Consider the following 18141-nt stretch of genomic DNA (forward strand, 5'->3'; position numbering starts at 1 on the left):
CAATGCGACTGCCCAAATTGAGCGACCTGGTAGGCGAACAGATGGTCGTCTACGAGCACGACCCCGATCAGCATTTGTTCGTTGCCGGTCCGCCCGGTTCAGGGAAAACCTCCCTTGCGGTCTATCGCGCGAGGTTTCTGCGGGAGCTGGGGCAGGTCGTCGTCCTCGTCACGCGAAACAAAATGCTAGCCGCGCTGGCCGAACAACTCGATGACGGCGCTGTTGTCGCGAGGACGATGCACACGTTTGTTTCCAACGCTTATCGAGCCACGTTGGGTGGATATGCGCCAACGGTCGCGCCATACATCTATGACTTCGACACCATAATTCGACAATACGAAATGGCGGGCGTCGTGCCTGCGCTGGACCATCTGATTGTCGATGAAGGCCAAAACCTTCCGGAAGGGTTCTTCAGGTGGGCAGTTCGTTTTGCCGCCAGGACGGTTACCGTCTTCGCAGATGAAGACCAGACGACCGACCCGTTGCGGGCCACGCTGCGCGACATTTGTGCAGCCGGAATGCCTGCGCCGCATTGTCTGCGGATGAATCATCGAAACACGAGCGAAATCGCTGACGTGGCAGAACACTTCCATCGGTCCGCGGTTCTTCCGCCTGGCCTCGTTCAGCGCAACGGGCGCGGGGGAGAGATGCCAACGCTAACGCAGGTCACCGATTGGGACCAATTTGCGGGCTTGGTGGCCACTCGCTTCGAGAACCGATCGGGATCGATTGGCGTGATCCTGCATCTTCGCGATGATGTTCTGGCCTTGCGCGAAACAATCGCCGCGCTTCTGCCGGAAGGGACTCGAGTTGACGCCTACGTCAGCCGCGGCGCGGGGTCGGCAAGCGGAATCAGATTGCTTGATCCTGGAGTGACGGTGCTTTCAAGCGAGTCGGTAATTGGCCTCGAGTTCGATGCGGTATATTTACAAGATTTGAGTCGTTCGCTGCCATGCGCTACGAATGAGCAAGCCCGTCGAATGTACATGCTCTGTGCGCGAGCGCGCGACTCCCTGAATCTTGTCGACGGTCCCATCGCCTTGTCCGCCGCTCAAATTTCCGGGCTACCGCCCGCCGCCTTGCTCGCCAGATGACAAAAGACACGTCACGACAGATGGACCTACTCTCCCAGGAGGAGAAAGCGTGTTCAGTGCCCGTTCAGCGGGTCGAAAACGCAGCGGTCCGCCTCGCTCTCGAACTCGACAGTCGAGAGTGGTTGGGCTTTCTCGTGGACAAGTGGTGGCCAGTGGCGCCGGGGGCAAGTGACTTACGGATGGGGGTCAACGCGTGTCTCGATTTCGACGTCTCCGACTCACGCATGAGAGTGGTCGTCTGGATTGACCCGCAGCGATTGCCAGACCTTCGAGTGCCGATATACCGGGATTGCAACTGGGTTGAAGATTCGGTCCGCACCGTTCGATTGACCGACAGAGAAGTCATCTGGCCCGGCGTTTTACCGTTGTCTGCGGTGCGTAGTTTTGCGAGTAACTCGGACAGCGAACGTGCTCGCCTCGCCGCCACGGCGAGAAGCTTCGACAACGTAGCGTTGGGTGATCTCAGAATTGACGTCGAACAAGTGAGGAGGATGGAGCCCGCAAGTGCACGTCCGTCATCCGGTCGTCGTTTGCGACCGCCGGTCAATTGGAATGCGCTCAGAGGTGCTGCTGCGATGGCTGCTTGGGCCGTCCCAACGATTGACCCTTGGCTTGATGTCTTCCTTGATTCCTTGTCGGAAAGAGCAGGGCGTGAGCATTCGGCAGCCGCGCTCGGAGCAGCTTGGCTTGATTACCCGATCTGGAATAGCAAAAGTCGAGAGGGTGGCCCTCCACTGTGGTCGGCCATCATCGACGTTCTTGGTTCAATTGAGTTTCGTGAGGCTTGGCGGCCAATCGAATTAGTCGATTCAATCATCGAAAATGCGGTCACGCGCGGGGCCGACTCCGCCTCGATGAGCAAGCTTCGTGACGAATCCAAGGAGGTGTTGCGCGACAAAGCCGTAATTGACCCACGACGAACGGGTGAAGATCCCTTGGGGCTTGCGTTGCAGCTTGTTTTGTTACGCCCTAAGCCTGAGAACTTCCTGGGTTGGATTGAGAGGTTCCCAACGATGTCCCCCGCGGTTTGGTGGACAGGCGCCATGCTCTGTGGACTGGTTACGGGCTTTCGCGACCTTAGCGCGACGTTCCGTGGCCTTCCGCACTCTCACGACCTTCTGGCAGTTCGCACATGGAACTGGGCTGCGCCGGAGTCGGATGACACGATGCCTTGGCCCAACGCATTTGCCCATGCTCTCAGCTGGCAACTCACAGAGGCCAAAGTCCAACTGACCGAGGCTGATCATGTTTGGGCGGAACGAAGGAGAGTTGCAAGAGGGGACTGGTTCAGAGCCGATTATTCTCGTCCGGACGTTCGCCAGCAAGCATTCGAATTGGCCAAGCAGTTCGCCCCTTCTGCGCTCAAGCGTTGCTTGCGGCTGAAGGACATGAGTCTCCACTGCACGGGCGATGGCGAGGTATTCGTCAATAGCGCTGGCAAGGAGCTGATGGTCAAGGGCCAAGTTGACTTCTTCCTCCCCGATGGCGTGGAAATAAGTGAAGAAGTTGATGTGGACAGTTTCCGAGACTGGCTTGCAATCGGGATTGCTCCGGAAAGACTTCCTGCTGCGCCGAAGGCTCTCGCGGCGCGCAGTCCTTCCGAAAATGAGCATTTGCTACCTGGTCTCAGTGACCGGGCGCATCGTTCATTAACGCCGCAAACTTTCGATAGTCCTCCGGGCCTGTTGCTATTCCCAGAATTCGTATCTGAGGCAGAGGAGAGGGAATTGATTACTGCGGTCGATGAAGGTCCATGGCTTCCTGATCTCAAGCGTCGCGTGCAGCACTACGGTTGGAAGTACGATTACCGGGCCCGCAGAGTTGAGGGATCTTTGTATCTTGGCCCACTACCGCCATGGGCTGCGCGGATTGCTACTCGTCTCGTAGACGAAGGTGTCGTGCCACAAATGCCTGATCAGGTCATCGTCAACGAGTATGTCGGAAATCAAGGGATATCCAAGCACGTCGACTGTCTCGAATGCTTCGACGGTCCTGTGGTGACTATCAGCCTGAACGAGTCTTGGGGAATGGTGTTCCGGCATCCAAAAGATGACCGCAAGGTGGAACATCTCCTTCACCAGCGCAGCGCTGCTGTGATGTCCGGCGACGCGCGAGAGGTGTGGACGCACGAGATTCCGAATCGCAAGAAGGAAGGTTCGGTAGCGCGTCAGCGAAGGATCTCGCTCACATTCCGAAAGATCAGAGTTTCTTCCGCCACTGGGAGTGCCGGCGCCAAGGCTCGAGCACGCTGAGTCGTTCGGTCTGGCTAGTCGCTGAAAGCATGCAACGCAAGGTCCTCGCGTCGCGCGTAGACTACTCTGAAAGACGATCGATCGTTTTCGAATATTTGCGATGAGTACAAGAATATCGCGGTTCCAGGTCAACTCTCGCCTTGCGCAGTTGCTGAGTCAGGAGTATCCGTCGAGCGAGAAGGCGCTCAAGGAACTCGTGGACAACGCCTGGGACGCCGACGCAGAGAACGTCGCCATTTCGTTGCCGCAACCCATGGGAGATGACCCGATTGTCATCGAAGATGATGGGAGCGGGATGACAGAGAAGGAGCTCAACGAGCACTATCTGTCGATTGCCTCAGACCGAAGGAAGCGTAGTGGCGAGTTGACGGTCACCAAACGACGTCGTGTGAAGGGACGCAAAGGCATAGGAAAATTCGCCGGCTTGATGGCAGCCTCCGTAATGTTCCTTGAGACGTGCGCTCGAGGTACGCGGACAAGTTTTACGCTCAGGTTGGAAGACCTGCTCGACGTCAATGATATTGAGCACCTTCCAATCGAATTGTCCACGGAGCCTTGTGATCCAATTCGACATGGCACCAGAATTGTCCTTTCGCACCTCGACAGAAAGCTGAAGTTCCCAAGTGCTGAGAAGTTTCGTCAGCTCTTGCTCCAAGACTATGGCAGAGCGCACGATTTCGCGCTCGTGGTGGACCGTAAGCCGCTTGATGTTGACGACATAGTTGGCTCGTTTCGCAGCGAAGAACTCGCCACCGGAGAAGTCGGCTCAGTGCGGCTTCGGTTCTCGATAGCCGACAAGAAATCGGTAGCACGACAAGCAGGAATCGTCGTGAAAGTCGACGGCAAAGTAGTTGGGAAGCCGTCCTTTTTCGGCCTCGATGAACTAGATGATTTTCCGCCGAAGCTTTTGCGCCGGCTCTACGGCGAGGTCGAGGCGGACGGTCTTCGCGAGCATGTAACTGCTGGTTGGGACTCGCTGATTGAGAACAGTACGTTGCTTGCGTCTGTAACGGAGGCGATCCGCCCCGTCATTCTTGCTGCCTTCAAGGAAAAGCACGGAAAGGAAATTAAACTCGCTCACGCGCGGTTGAGACGCGACATCCAAGAGCGTGTCGCAGCGCTCCCAGAAAACCGCAGAGAGTTCGCTGAGAAGGCCATCCGGAAAGTCCTCGATCGATACTACGGAGAGCCGTCGGAGAAGATTGAACCACTCGTCTTCGTTTTGCTGGAGGCACTTGAGCGGTCTGATTACGCCGTCGTCGTCCGGCACCTAGCAGAGGCGAGGAAACGAGATGTGGCGTCGCTGGCCGAGGCGCTCGACGACTTCGGACTTGCCGACATCGCACACCTGGTCGACCAAGCGAATGCAAGGCGAGATTTTCTCGACTCTCTGGAAGAGCTCAGTCGACTTGACAAGACATCCGAAGCGCAGATGCATAAAGCCATCGAGAGAAACCTCTGGATTCTGGGGCCCCAGTATTCTCTTTTCAGTTCAAACCAGACGTTGCAACGCCAGATCGAGGAGTTCACAGGCAAGAAGTTCAATGGAAAACGTGGGAGCAAACGTCCTGACTTGCTGCTCAACGAAAACGTGGTGGGTGAGTGCCTTCTGATTGAATTCAAGCGCCCATCTCATTCGCTAAACCGCGACGACTACAGCCAGGCTATCGATTACCGCCATGACTTGAGTAAGGCCGTCGGTAAGGCAATCAAAGTGCTCGTGATGGGCGGGAAGCGCTCTCCTGATTTCCCGACGCACAACATCGAACCAGATGTAAAAGCTGCAACCTTTTCGGATCTCATTGCTACAGCGAGACGGCAGATTGACTGGTTACTAACGCAGGAAATATGATCTAAGCCTTGCGGAGCAGTTGGTTAGGTTGAGCAGGACTAACTGGCCGGAAAGTTAGATAAGGTGTGGCGCCGTTGTTTAGTTAAGTAGTGGCCCTCCTAGCGACCAATTACATTCCTGCGCCACGGTGGGTAGTAGTGATCCTTCAAATTCGATCGGCAAGAAGGGAAGATCTTAGAGTCCGGTCGTGGTGCTTGCTCGACGTTCGGCAAGGTGAACTATATTTCATTCAAGGAACGATATGATTGTCTGTGGAATCGAAATAAAAGGGCGTGAAGCAATTCTCGCCGTAGTTGAAGTCGATGACATCGAAGCTGCGCCTGACCACCGCGTAAATGACACGAGGAAAATAACGCTCGAACAAGACGACGAATCGGCGCACGTGAAATCCTTTTTTTCGTTGGCGGAAGGCTTCGTTCGAGATAATCACATTACGCATATTGCGATAAAGAAGCGCGGAAAAAAAGGAGATTACGCTGGCGGCCCGATTACCTTCAAAATCGAGGGGCTCTTCCAGTTGCTAGATAATTGCAATGTGGCACTTCTTTCAGCTCCTACTATTGCTGCGTCGAAGAAGAAACATGCTTTCGAAATCCCTGCGTCGTTGAAGAAGTATCAGCACGAAGCCTTTCTCACCGCCTGCGCTTTTATCTCAAAACGATGAGCAAATTGTCAATAGCCAGTACGAGTGCGCCTGTCGAAATACGAGGTGCGTTAACCTCTCTATCTAACAGCATCGATTTCACTCGGGAGGATAAGAAAGCAGCCAACGGCTACGTTTTCTTTGGTAGAAATCGGATCACCGATGTAACGGTCGCGGTGAAATTCTATTATTGGGGAGGAAGGCATGAATATCACGCGGAACCCAAGCAGCTAGCCGCCATTGCATCAGAACACGTCCTGCCGATTCACGATGCCGGCGTGATAGACGACAAGTATGCATACTTCATTACGCCGGACTGCTCGAAAGGCGATCTGGATGATGTTCTTGAGCAAACCTCGATCGGGAATTTGGCAGGGCTTGAGAAGACATATCAGGTACTGTCTGGTCTTAGTCATTTACATGAGCGGCGCTTTCTGCATCGCGACCTGAAACCCTCTAATATTTACCTGACCGAACAGGGCGTCGCCGTGATCGGCGACTTCGGTTCGGTTAAGCGACTTCCTGAAAACGTAGGGTCGATCCCAGCTTCCAGTCATTCTTTGCTGTATCGTCCTCCGGAATCGATTGTCCGCAACGCTTATGGCATTGCTGGTGATATCTATCAAACCGGCGTCGTCTTTTACCAGCTGTTAGGAGGATTTTTGCCATATGACGGCCTTGCATATCTTTCCCGTGGAGAGTTACATCACTACGAGGCGATGTCCTCGCCGAGAGATAGAGGCGAATATATCGACCAGTGCATTAAAGGGAAGATTACAGCAGGTAAATTATTGCGCCTCAATTCCCTGCCTGCATGGGTGCCTGATAGCTTCAAAAGGATCATAAAGAAAGCTTGTCACGTTGACGAATCCAAACGATTCTCCTCTGCGTCCTCGTTTATGGCAAAGCTGCACGAACTCAGACCCACAATTCTAGACTGGCAGGTGATCGACGGTCTACCGTGCTTATTTCACAGTCCGACAAGCTACCGGCTGACGGATCTTGGTCACGGTCTTGGCGTTCAAAAGAGGCGAGGAGGCGAATGGCGAAACGATCATAGTTTCGACGGAACTACGATCAACGAACTGGTCCTTGGAATCTTGGCCGTCGTTTGACGTTGCGATCCATTTTCTCGCTTGAACATAAGACAGAAGCAGCAGCGGGACGCTAGCAGAGTAGGTTGCAAGAAGCGCATGTTGTTCGGTAACAAGTCGACCGACCCTATCCGGATTCGCGCCAGCAAACACTGCGCGCATCGAATTTGGCGGGAGTCGACCAATTCCTTAGACGGAGTCTTTCTGTTTCTTCTAAATACGAACGTGGTCCTCGCGCGCGGCGGTCGTAGGCAGGGCCCAATTGGGAGCACTTCATGGACATCCTGATAAAAGTACGGTCGCATACGACGGCGCGTCAGCCGTGCATGCTGCGGCCGCCGAGGCGTTCGATCTGATCTTTCCTGGATCTCTGGCTGCCAGACACCGACGGCCAGAGCGTTTGCATTGGAATTCGCAAAGGCCGCTCAGGATCGGCACGCATCGTCGCGCTCACCGGCAGCGACGAACTCTTCCGTAGCGGCTGTCAGGATTTTGACGAATGGATTCTGAAGCCGCTTCTGATGGACGACGGTGAAAGGCTACTTAGTTAACGGGTAGTACTCGCGAGGAGAGCCGCCCGTTTTCGTAAGTTTCAACAAGGGAAAGCCGACATGCCCAGCACGAGCTGGTTGTCGCAGCATTTCCCTTACCGTCGTGTTTCATTCCGCGCCGAAAATCACATACTGCGAGCTATTCGGCTCGAAACAGCGCGGGCTTAGCTTGCTGCCCCATTATCTAGGCCGATGTCTGTCTGGGCTGAGCTTGTCCGCCCTCGGGCCGGTGCTGCCCGCGCGAGATATGCTTCATGGCTACTCGACTTTGCTGTGCTGCCTGCCGCCCCACCCTGCCGAACTGACCTTTGTCGGTGACACTGTGCTTTCGCTCCATCAAACCTTTGCCCCGCAAGGAAGAGCGGGCACGGGCGTGGGCTCCCGAGGCTAGTTGCCAGATTTATTGGCGCAAAAGTGACAGATTAATACGTTCTACGGCAGCGGAAAGGCTCGCGGGCGATTTCGCAGTTGACAAAAGCAGGAGGCACCGCGTTGCCTCACGCAAAGGAAGCGGGCGGACACAGCCTGCATTGACCACGGGTTACTTTGCGTTCTCGACTGCTTTGAGAGCGACGTTTGTCTTGCCTGCCTTGAATAACTTGTACTGGTCCTCGGTCCCAAAGAAAACTTCAGCAGTAGTATTCGGTCCGACTCCTTTCACCTCCAGGGTTCCCGAAAACTGCCATAGCGTCCAGGGATTTCGACCGCGAAGTTGAATTCCCGATGCGCCGTAGCTGCCCAACCAGATCATAAATTTGTCCGAGCGTCGATCGATCAAAGTCGAAAGGTTGTTGCGATTTCCGTAAAGCAGCGGCAGCTTCCCATAACGTTCGTGCACCGCGTCTGCGAAACGGAGGATTGACACTTTCGCTTTGCTCAAACCCACTGCGTTGAGGCAAGCCAGTTGCCGGTAATCCTCTCCTTTAGGATGAACAATCTCGACCGCCATTGGCAGCGCTTGCTCATCGACTGGCACGACCTTAGAAAGCCGCGCCATTTGCTCATCTACGGAGCGGCAGAAGTCGTACTTAACGTACGCTCCGTAATCAATTTTAAGGGATTTTGCATGTGACCAGCGCTCGTTAAACGTCGGGTCCAACCCTTTCCATCCGGCGGCACGTGCGTAAATGAAACGGGGCCTTGGCGTCGTTGCAAAGACGTTCCAGTCTATCGTTCCCTCACGAGATGAGAAGTCGTATCCCTGAATAGGATAAACGTCCGGGGCTTTGAAGATCTTAATATCGGGGCGGCCTATAATGCTGCTAAGTGGTCCCGCCGGTATCGCAAGAGGTTCACCAGCGACATTGGGAGCTGGCGTGTTGTTGGCGGATAGCTCATTATATTCGATATATGAGCTGTCTCTGCTTGTGTCACGGTCAAGTTCCGAAAGATTCGATGCTGACGCGGCATTCGGTTTTTCGACGCCGAACGACGTCCCATTGGATGTCTTGCTTGAACCTTGCCCCTCCTTGTTGTACGCAGCGGCGGCGGACATAACGGGCTGACCGGTATAATCGGAAAGGAAGAAGAACCCCCCCAGCGCGATGCCCGCTTGTGCTGTGCCGAGCCACGGATCACTTAGTTCGAAGCTGGCATTTGACCGTCGCCGGTCATTGACAATGCGAAGATAAGAGCTGGTTAAGTACCCGACTAGCTCAAGTGAACGCGTTAATCCTCCTTGCTGTATCTTTGTTCCGTCGCCCGACACTGCGCCGAAGGCATCTCGAAAACGTGTGTCGGCGGTGCCGTTGCTGACTCCACTGATCAGCAAGTCGAAGAAGAGGCTCCCACGTGCTGGATTTAACGATGGCACCAAATCGTCTTTGGAACCGGCAGTGATAGCCAACGATCCGGGCTTATTGAAAGAATCGGGGTTTCCTCCGGGAACGCCGCGAAGGAAAAAGCCAGCGCCGTAACATGCATTTATCAACGTGAGCACATGGAAATACCGCTCCGCGAGGTTTTCGATCCGCAAGGCAAGGTCTTGCATGTTGTACATGTTCTCAGGTCCATTCACGTCCTTGGCCGCACTCAGGACAAAGGCGGCGCTTGTATCTGCCATCCCGTCGGAGCTGCCATAGCGTCCGTGTCCTGAATACGCAACGAGCAGGCGCGCTTTTTTATTAAATTCCTTGGCCCGATTCACTAGGTAGTCTTGAAGGAAATATTCGATATTCGCAACAGTGGCATCTCCATTACGAAGCACGATGACTTCGTCAAATTGTTGCTTATTGACGAGAAAATCCACAAGTCGATCTCCATCTACCCGCGCTGCAGGAATATCAGCGCCGGCCAGGTTCGGATAGCTATCTATCGCGATAACCAGACCTATTGAACGGGTCTCTTCGGCATTTTTCACACCCACTGCGTCGGCGATTCGTGTGTCGAGGGCCTTGCCGCCCTGGTTGTTGAAATGTACAAATAGTTGGCAGTATCGAGCTTCGCGCGCTGGCGCACCGTTGGGACAAACTCCCGAGAACTCGGAGCCGTACGTCGATAAAGATGTGGCCATCAACGCTAGGCAAAACGCTGCGCATCGCTGCAGCTGACAGCGCGGTGCATTTACGATTCGAGTGATCATTTGAACTCCACCACGCCCAAAGTGGAATAAAAGTCTTGTGTTTTCCCCTTGAAAACGTTGGCATCGAAGTCGCCGTCAAAGCCCATCGCCATTTTCGCGGCGTCAGTATATTGCCATAGCGCCCAATGCGTTCCATTTATCGTGTTTGGAATCTCAGTTGCTCGCGATTTCCGGGAGTAGTCGGCCAACCAAAGTGGGTAATTCGATAGCGCAGCAAATTGACTCTCTGATCCCACGCGCTCGTGCCACCAGGAGCGCGCTGTGTAAATCATTGGCGTTCGCTTTAGTTCAGTCTCCACCTTGACCATGAATGCTTTGACCATGGTAATGATCTCCGGCGGCGTCCGGTATTGCCAACGATCCGGCGCATCTTTAGCAGCCTTATCCCACTCAAGATCTACCACGGGTGGCATGTCCGTCGGACGTAAGCCACCGTTAGCGTTAACGACCTTTATGAATGTTTCAGCCTGCGCCGTTCCCCAATCGCCAGCGGACACGCGAGGATCCCCGCTCGAGAGGAAATGATACGCTCCACGATGGACCTCGCTACCCTTTGGCAGCCTCCCGACTCGCGACCAAAAACTAGCAAATTTTGGGTCTAGGAATTTTGTTCCTTGAGTTGCTTTCATATAAACGAAGTGAGCCTTCTTTGTGCGCAGCTTTTCAATAGGAAAAGAAGACGCCGTGTGATGACTTATGTCGACGCCAAAGAGCGAATCTGCCCTTGGCCTGTGAAGCACAGAATCAAAGTCAACGTCGTTAGGAAATCGGAACGGACCGTACAGATTGAAATATCTAACCCCTGCCGCGTGTTCGTCGGGATTCGCCATCGCGTCTGCGTTCTTGATAATCGAAAACAGGTCCTTTCGTGACAGGTCATCGACTAGGTAGGTTAGCCCAAGAGCAGTATCGGAGGTATCTGTCGGTTCAGTTGTCGCTGGTGCACCGCTCGGCACGGGGTTCTGTGCAAGAACGGTGAACGGAGCGTTGCCAAGAAGACAAACAATGATGGTTAGGTTCACAAAGGGCATGTGCATGGCCGTATACCTCAAGGCGGCGAAAGTGAAAGGGGCGAACCACAACTTAGTTGAGCCGTATTTTGCCCCCGCATACAGGAACCGAGGATCACGATATTCAATCTACCGCGTCTGAAGTAGAGTCGGAAGTCGCTCGGCAGGATATTCAGGGACGTGTTGCTTTAGCGCCCAAGTCAATCGACGTGATCTGACCGTCTTTGTTCAAATCCGACCATCGAATCGTGACCGGATAGCTTCCACCGGCTGTCGAAAGGGTCGCCTTTACTACGGAGGAAGACAGTCCCGTATGCTTGTAGCTGTGTAATCGCGTTCCGCCCCCGGCCTTTAGGGAACTGGCGAGCGAACTTCCGTCTACCGCCACTGGCATATCTACCGCAATGCCACTCAAAACATTTTGGTGTTGAACTAACGCGACCTTTTCCGCGAAGAATGGCGTAACATCGACATCCGGTTGAGCAAAGGCGGCAGAAAGTTGCTCGGTTCTGAGATTTGAGATTGCGACATTCTCTTTGCGCTGGGACGGATCTGAATCGCCTTTGATAACCTGAAAAGGAAATGGCTTCAGATGCAGATCCGCCATACTGTCAAGGACCACCGTGGTACATAAGTTCGGGTTCTTCGAATCGGCGGCGGGCGATGACATCAAAACCAGCCAAGTTGCGTACACGGCGTCTGTATCTGAGGCGAGACGGTAGCTGGCGAAATCTTGGGCACCACTATTGCAAACCTGCCTGAAGGCTTCCTCACTGCCGTTTTCAAGCATGCGTGAGAGATCTGGATGGTTCTTATTGAACAGGTCTCTCGTACTTCCTCCCAATTCCGGAATAAAGCGCCCATATTCCGCAATTCCTGGGAAATGCAGTTGTCCTTGTACGTCCCGCGTCGCGTACAACGAAGGCACGAATCGCGGAGTCAGCGTGGCGTAGGCGACAACTTGTTTTTGAGGCGACGAGAGAACATCGTCATATAAGATCGCGACGATGCTATCGATTTGCGTGTACTCGCTCGTCGTCATTCCATAGGCGACTTGTGGCGGGTCGAGCGAATAGCTGAGCAGGCCACTTACATAGCCATCTAGCTTTTCACGATCATTGTGCGTTATTTCAGGCGCCAGGCTTGCGATGGCGCCACCGACCGGATACACCTTGAGTACCTGCTTCGAAATCTGAATCGCGGTGCTAGCTATATGATCATTTGCTTCGCTCGAGAACTTGTAGCCCAGAGCCACGATCCATTGTTGCGTAGGGGGTGCCAACGAGTACGGCATCACTTGCATCTGTTGAGGCAACGCCGTCGAGGCGGGGGATGAGGTCTTCGGAGCCGAGCTACCGTCACTTGCCCTGGTTATGACGAATATTGGAACTTCAGGTGGATTGGGGATGTTGCTACTGCTGATTTTCAGCGTCATGACGGCAGAGGTTACATTCTGATGCAACATCCCGCCGAGCCGGCCCCAAAAACCGACGTCGTCCACGGAATTTACCTTGCTGCCTCCTTGATTGATCGAGATGGCGAGAGAAAAGTATGGAACATCTTGAAATCCCGTCGCAAGTGACGTTTTAACATATTTACACACTACCCATGTTTGCAAGACTTGCACGACTTCAAGCACCTGCCCGGATTTCGCCGGTGGGCAATAGGCGTCCTTATTCGCTCCGTTAGGCAAGCCAACAGGGACGGCTTTTTCGTCGGCGGGTCTATCCGACGCGGTTAGCGAGTTACATCCGCCAACCCAAATAGTGGCCGAGATCAGCAAAGCGCGGCAGGGGGAGAATTTTTTCACTTGTGTGCTCCGACCACTGATTTGCTACGGGACACGATCAATCCGGACTGCAAAACATCTAGCCGCTGCTTTGCGCATGAATATACGGTGAATTGACGAATGCCAAAATTCACCGAGTGCATTCCACGTAACCAAGCGGAGTTCGTCCTACACAAGCGCTTTGGATGTCGCGACCCGTCGTCGTGTCATGACCTCTCGTGTGGTGCAGAGTTTCGCGCGAAATGCATGGGTCGACGAGGTCGCTATGGCAGTGTCTCAGTCTCCGTACGATAGTTGTATTTCTGATCCTAGATTACGGGATTCTAACTTTCAAGATACATTTCCACGAACTCGTGCGATGCAGGCATCGAGGTGCAATTCCAAGGTGCCCGTACAGACTTCAGTACAATTTGCCGAGACGACTATCGCCGACCATGGCCGGGAATGGGGACTAAAACGCGCGCCAGTTTGTCAGAAGAATGGCACCTCTGAGCTTCATTTGCTAACGACTAGGATGAGTCTGGTAGCATGCGCCACTCTTGAACTGACAATGCATGGGGTCAGTTGTGTGAGATCGCAACGGACCGAGCCAGTTTTGGTCATTGGGCACTTTGAACGGTTCGCGATGTTGCGTCAAAGTGCAAAATCCGCTGCTTCCTTGTTCGTTAGGCACTAGAGCGGTGAATCTACGTGGTCACAGCTAGCGGTGCAGTGAGTGTCCGATAAACAAAATCGTTTCGTTCGAGGCCCGTATTCGGCCTGTCATGACGCACTCAGATGATGGTAGCTAGCGCTTGCTACTCGCTCGCACGGAGCTACTTCCGACTTTCGGCGGCGACGAGCGACTTAGCCGTTTTCGACAAGAGCAGTTCCTCCATCGTCCGACGATTGGTGAACAGGCTCTGCGCTCGCTTCAGTGAGCGAGTTCGCCTGAGCGGCTGTGGCGTGCAGGGCCGCTGCTATCGCGCAGACGAGTGTGGCGGCGCAATTCAAAGTTGAAGTCGACTTTTAGTATTCTATAGTGGGAGCGTCGTTCAAAACAAAAAAAGCGCGTTTAACTAAAGCGTCGTTTTTCTTTGATCGACCGGGCTCTGCATTGGGGCCCGCTACGGAGTTCGAAGGGTGTGCGAAGGACTCTTGGGCAGAGGGCCTCTGTCCGCTTCATGAGGGGTTCGAGCAGAAGAGAGGTGTGCTTGCCATGAAGATCCTACTTGCAGGTCTATTTCTTGTCGCCGCATCCCTAGCGAGCATGGCGGCGCAAACTGGTCAATGGAACTCGCTAGACAAGTCTATGTACCAACTTATCAACGATGGCTTTCGGCTTGTCTCAACAAGTCTTGCGCCGGACGACAAGGGGATTATTTATTTTTTGCAGAGAGGCCAACATCTGGTCCGGTGTGCCGAGCTCCACAACGGCTCTCAACTGATGGCCCGTTGCGAGAAGCTGGTGTCGCCGTATTGACTCTGTAGGAGCGTGCAACTAGCTCGAATAGAGGAGCATCCGGCGATGGATAGCTACGGTCGGCGCGACACGCCTCTAATCATAAACCAGATCGGTCGTCATCCGCGCGTCCATGTTCGCTTCACCGTGCAACCGCATCGTGGCTCAGTCGGGTCAAACGTGTTCGACGCTAAGAATTTTGGTTGAGGCCGGATTCTGTTGAGCGGCATGGAGCTATGCACATGGTTGCCAGGAGACAATTGAAAGACCGTGGCATCAAAATGTATTTGCGCCCAACAGTTTCACTTACTGGCAGTAATGCAATTCTACTTGTGCGGCTATTCCTTCGTCATCGCATCCGAGTATCGGCACGACGGGCTTCTTAGTCTTTGTCGCGATGACTACGGAGAATACGCATGAAAGTGCAACGGGTCCCATGACGGGGGAATCGCTGCCGCGCCTATCGAGACTCGTGGTTTTTGTTCCAAAACTTTAGTGCGTCGGAAGCGGACATCGCGTTTCCATCGGCGTGAGCTGCTTGTTCGACAATTTTTAGCTCCATCGAAGCAGGAGTAGTGCGATGAACACGGACTCGGGTCAAGCCTACGAAAATGAGTTGACGTTTTGCGTTCTTGACATACGCTTGGCTTAGAATCGCTCGGGGTCCGGCGTGGGTCGCCGGATAAGAATCAACGAAAATTTGGTGAGCGACATGAATGTCACCGGGACATCATCCGCGTGTGAGGGTCACCGCTTTGAGCTGCGCGAGTGGCGCCCTGTGCTGGTGTGGCTTGTGGCTCTCTGCGCTGCATGGGCGATCGATGCGTTCGCTTCGCAGGCACGCGCGGCGGAGCCTGTCACGACCTATCGGGGACTCTGCAACGCATCGGCGGGAATCGATCTCGGGAAGGGCTACTTCGTCGTGGGCGATGACGATATCGACTCGCTCGTCGTTTATAAGTACGGAAGGTCCGACGCGGTCCACGAAGTCAAAGTTGGGGACTACCTCAACGGCGCGGCCAGCGCGGACGACGAAGCGGACCTCGAAGGCGCCGCGAGGATCGGCGACCGGATCTACTGGATAGCGTCGCACTCGGGCAAGAAGAACGAGTCGCGCCCAACGCGGCAACACTTGTTCGCGACGCGTATCGTCACGAAGGGCGCCGTGCCTACCGTGGTGCCGCTCGATACGAAACCCTACGACAAGCTTCTGAGCGCGCTTGCGTCGGACAATCGCTTTGAAGAGCTGAACCAGGCGATGAGCAATGGTGCCGAAGAAGACCACGGCTTCAACATCGAAGGACTGGCTGCCACGCGCAACGGTGGCTTGCTGATCGGCTTCAGAAACCCGCTCGTGGCGAAGGCTGACAGCCAGAACGCGGGCAAGGCGCTCGTGCTCGAACTTAAGAATCCGGCCGACGTCGTGGACCACGGCGCGAATCCCGCATTTGGCGACCTCATCCGTCTAGATCTCGGCAAGCGGGGGGTGCGTAGCATCGAGCTTATCGACGGCGAGTATTTCATAGTCGCGGGGCCGTTCGACGGAGGCACGGTCGGAGACCCCGCATCGCGATTCGCGATCTTCAAATGGAGCGGTGCGTCGGACGCGAAGCCTAGACACTGGAGGGACATCGAGCCGTCCACTTTTCACGCGGAGGGACTGTTCGAGATCGCCGGCATGCGGAAGATTTATTTGTTGAGCGACGACGGCGACGAGCAGCGCATCTGCAAAAAAGGCCGCGACAAGAAGAAAATGACTAGCGATAAGACTTTCCGGGGAATGGAAATCGTTCGATGAGCAATTCCATGTTCCATCGGAGTCGTCGACATTGAATCTGATCAGGCGGCCGTTGTCGACGCGCAACGAAACCTTCGCGCGTCCGCATACTGTCCCTCGGGCCCGTCGTCGCGCGGTAGATCGTGCCGAGATGGCGGCGGTCCGTGCCATAACGTCGATAAGGACGATGTCGCGCTGGTCTGAACCGCACCGGGAATCGTGGAGGTCGCCTGGGTTAAGTACTGACGCAGTCGCGACTAGCCGAGTATTCTGAAGCAGAGCGTGAATACTTAAGGAACCTCTGCACAACCCCTTTAAAATACTGCGTCCCGATGGACGATGGCAGGATGCGACCAGCATGTCCGGGCTGAACTTTCGTCGCGACACGTCGGTCTGGCAATGTCGGTGACCGACTCGCTAGGGCCCACAGTTTGTGAAATGGAGCGAGAGCCGGCACGGAGTTAATCGTGCGCGGCATCTTTACGCTTTGTGCAACGCCTTGCGCATCATCCATAAATTGCCCAGCGCAAGTAACGTATGATCTGAGCGGTATTCTTCGCCAGCCCCCGGTATCGGGTCTTCAGGTAGCCAAACTGTCGCTTGAGGATTCGGAAAGGATGCTCGACCTTCGCACGAATGCCGGCCTACAGTCGTTCGATTTTGTCGTAGATTGCATCGACACGGTTCTTCAAGTTCAGTTGTCTTCGCTTGCTGGGTCGCATCGCAACAAGAGGTGGCCTCGGTAGTTCGGACAGCTTTCTGATTTTTAAGTGGAGCGTCCGAGGCAATCATGCTGCCGATTTGATCGCTGGCAGCGTCGCGAAGTATGCCTCATCCGGCGTCTGATCCGCCAGGCTCGAATGGGGCCGTTTCCGGTTGTATAGCTCAGTAATCGCCGATGGAGCGCCGGGCGTCGCTGACCGACTCGTAGGCCCTCAAGTAGACCTCCTCGTACTTGATGCTGCGCCATACGCGCTCGACGAACACGTTATCGCGCCAGGCGCCTTTGCCGTCCATCGACAGCCGCACGCCGCGCTCACGTACGGCAGCGGTGAACGTGGCCGCCGTGAACTGGCTACCCTGATCGGTGTTCACGATGTCTGGCAGCCCGTAGCGGGCGAATGCTTCTTCCAGCGCCTCCACGGCATGTATTGCTTTTAACGTGATGGCCACCCGGTGTGCGAGAACCTTGCGACTCGCCCAATCCACTACCGCCGTCAGATAGACAAAGCCGCGCGCCATGGGAATGTACGTTGTGTCGAGTGCGAAGACCTGATTGGCGCGCTCGATCTTCATGCCGCGCAACAGGTATGGCCAAACCTTGTGCTGCGGGTTACGTCGGCTCGTGTTGGGCTTGCAGTAAAGCGCTTTCACACCCCATACGCTTCATGAGCGTGCGCACGCGACGGCGACCCACCCCATAGCCGTCCCGGCGCAACAGACGGACCAGCATTCGCGCTCCGGCGAACGGAAACTCCAGGTGCAGTTCGTCGATCCGGCGCATCAAGTTCTGGTCAGCCTCGCTGACCTGCCGCGGCCGATAGTACGCACTCGATCTGGCAATGCCGACAAGCTTTGCTTGCTGCGACACCGGTAACTCATGGCCACGGTCAATCATCGCTTTGCGCTCAGCAATCCCGCCTTGTTGAGCGCGCCGCTTAAAAAATCATTTTCGAGAGAAAGCTGGCCGATCTTGGCGTGTAGGGTCTTCACGTCTACCGGCGGCTCGTTCGATACCACGCCCGCCGTTCCAACACGTCGGCCGCACGCCCCTGCAGCTGCCGTTTCCATTCCGTGATCTGGTTCGGGTGTACATCAAACTGCTGCGCTAGCTCGGCCAGCGTACGCTCGCCTTTGACTGCCGCCAGCGCCACTTTCGCTTTGAACGCCCTGAGTGCGTGCGTCGGGTTCTCTTCGTCATGTCCTCGGTTCCTTTGCCTACATTATCGCCGGCTCAGGCTGATCTGCTCTAGAAATCCTGGACACAAATGAGTGTTAGTGTTTCGGAGGCAATTTTCCCAATAGGAACGGGAGGTTGGCGATGAAGCGCAAGCAAT

General features: G+C 54.9%; 10 protein-coding genes and 2 pseudogenes. 7 read left to right on the top strand and 5 right to left on the bottom strand.

The window, feature by feature from the left end; all coding sequences use genetic code 11:
• Positions 1-2: 2 nt before the first annotated feature.
• The 5 genes from QCE58_RS13345 to QCE58_RS13365 all read left to right on the top strand — a co-directional run bounded on the left by QCE58_RS13345 (position 3) and on the right by QCE58_RS13365 (position 6956).
• Entirely contained in the window at positions 3-1094 is a 1092-nt protein-coding gene (locus tag QCE58_RS13345) for an AAA family ATPase (protein WP_250522569.1), read from the top strand.
• 224 nt (positions 1095-1318) lie between these two features.
• On the top strand, positions 1319-3346 hold the full coding sequence (locus tag QCE58_RS13350) for an alpha-ketoglutarate-dependent dioxygenase AlkB (RefSeq protein ID WP_250522570.1): 2028 nt from the start codon (positions 1319-1321) through the stop codon (positions 3344-3346).
• Between the two features lie 100 nt (positions 3347-3446).
• Entirely contained in the window at positions 3447-5198 is a 1752-nt protein-coding gene (locus QCE58_RS13355; protein ID WP_250522571.1) for a Shedu anti-phage system protein SduA domain-containing protein, read from the top strand.
• A 241-nt stretch (positions 5199-5439) separates the two neighbouring features.
• Positions 5440-5862 (top strand): DUF3010 family protein, encoded by a 423-nt coding sequence (locus tag QCE58_RS13360; protein ID WP_250522572.1) that lies wholly within the window; start codon positions 5440-5442, stop codon positions 5860-5862.
• Positions 5863-5867: 5 nt separating this feature from the next.
• Complete coding sequence (locus QCE58_RS13365) at positions 5868-6956, top strand: protein kinase domain-containing protein (RefSeq protein WP_250522573.1); 1089 nt, start codon at positions 5868-5870, stop codon at positions 6954-6956.
• Positions 6957-8027: 1071 nt separating this feature from the next.
• On the opposite strand, the gene QCE58_RS13370 is transcribed toward QCE58_RS13365, so the two are convergent.
• The 3 genes from QCE58_RS13370 to QCE58_RS13380 all read right to left on the bottom strand — a co-directional run bounded on the left by QCE58_RS13370 (position 8028) and on the right by QCE58_RS13380 (position 12887).
• Positions 8028-10067, bottom strand: coding sequence for a GH25 family lysozyme (locus QCE58_RS13370; protein WP_250522574.1), 2040 nt, complete (start codon positions 10065-10067; stop codon positions 8028-8030).
• Positions 10064-11098, bottom strand: coding sequence for a GH25 family lysozyme (locus QCE58_RS13375; RefSeq protein ID WP_250522575.1), 1035 nt, complete (start codon positions 11096-11098; stop codon positions 10064-10066). Before QCE58_RS13375 ends, QCE58_RS13370 begins: the two co-directional genes overlap by 4 nt.
• Positions 11099-11249: 151 nt before the next feature.
• Positions 11250-12887, bottom strand: coding sequence for a hypothetical protein (locus QCE58_RS13380; protein WP_250522576.1), 1638 nt, complete (start codon positions 12885-12887; stop codon positions 11250-11252).
• Between the two features lie 1177 nt (positions 12888-14064).
• Between QCE58_RS13380 and QCE58_RS13385 the strand changes: the two genes are divergently transcribed.
• Positions 14065-14328, top strand: coding sequence for a hypothetical protein (locus QCE58_RS13385; RefSeq protein ID WP_250522577.1), 264 nt, complete (start codon positions 14065-14067; stop codon positions 14326-14328).
• Between the two features lie 691 nt (positions 14329-15019).
• A complete protein-coding gene (locus QCE58_RS13390; protein WP_250522580.1) occupies positions 15020-16105 on the top strand; it encodes a DUF3616 domain-containing protein in 1086 nt (361 codons plus the stop codon).
• Positions 16106-16564: 459 nt separating this feature from the next.
• Here QCE58_RS13390 and QCE58_RS13395 read toward each other — a convergent pair.
• Both QCE58_RS13395 and QCE58_RS13400 read right to left on the bottom strand, forming a co-directional pair.
• Positions 16565-16728 (bottom strand): annotated as a pseudogene (locus QCE58_RS13395) (transposase); the annotation flags it as partial.
• A 144-nt stretch (positions 16729-16872) separates the two neighbouring features.
• Positions 16873-18005: pseudogene (locus QCE58_RS13400) on the bottom strand (IS3 family transposase).
• Positions 18006-18141 lie beyond the last annotated feature (136 nt).

It is taken from the genome of Caballeronia sp. LZ028 (genome assembly GCF_031451415.1).
In the GTDB taxonomy this organism is placed as follows: domain Bacteria; phylum Pseudomonadota; class Gammaproteobacteria; order Burkholderiales; family Burkholderiaceae; genus Caballeronia; species Caballeronia zhejiangensis.

Coding starts and splice junctions, on each gene's coding strand:
- QCE58_RS13370 (WP_250522574.1), bottom strand. CDS start 10,067: ATGATCACTCGAATCGTAAATGCACCGCGCTGTCAGCTGCAGCGATGC.
- QCE58_RS13375 (WP_250522575.1), bottom strand. CDS start 11,098: ATGCCCTTTGTGAACCTAACCATCATTGTTTGTCTTCTTGGCAACGCT.
- QCE58_RS13390 (WP_250522580.1), top strand. CDS start 15,020: ATGAATGTCACCGGGACATCATCCGCGTGTGAGGGTCACCGCTTTGAG.
- QCE58_RS13345 (WP_250522569.1), top strand. CDS start 3: ATGCGACTGCCCAAATTGAGCGACCTGGTAGGCGAACAGATGGTCGTC.
- QCE58_RS13385 (WP_250522577.1), top strand. CDS start 14,065: ATGAAGATCCTACTTGCAGGTCTATTTCTTGTCGCCGCATCCCTAGCG.
- QCE58_RS13355 (WP_250522571.1), top strand. CDS start 3,447: ATGAGTACAAGAATATCGCGGTTCCAGGTCAACTCTCGCCTTGCGCAG.
- QCE58_RS13360 (WP_250522572.1), top strand. CDS start 5,440: ATGATTGTCTGTGGAATCGAAATAAAAGGGCGTGAAGCAATTCTCGCC.
- QCE58_RS13350 (WP_250522570.1), top strand. CDS start 1,319: ATGAGAGTGGTCGTCTGGATTGACCCGCAGCGATTGCCAGACCTTCGA.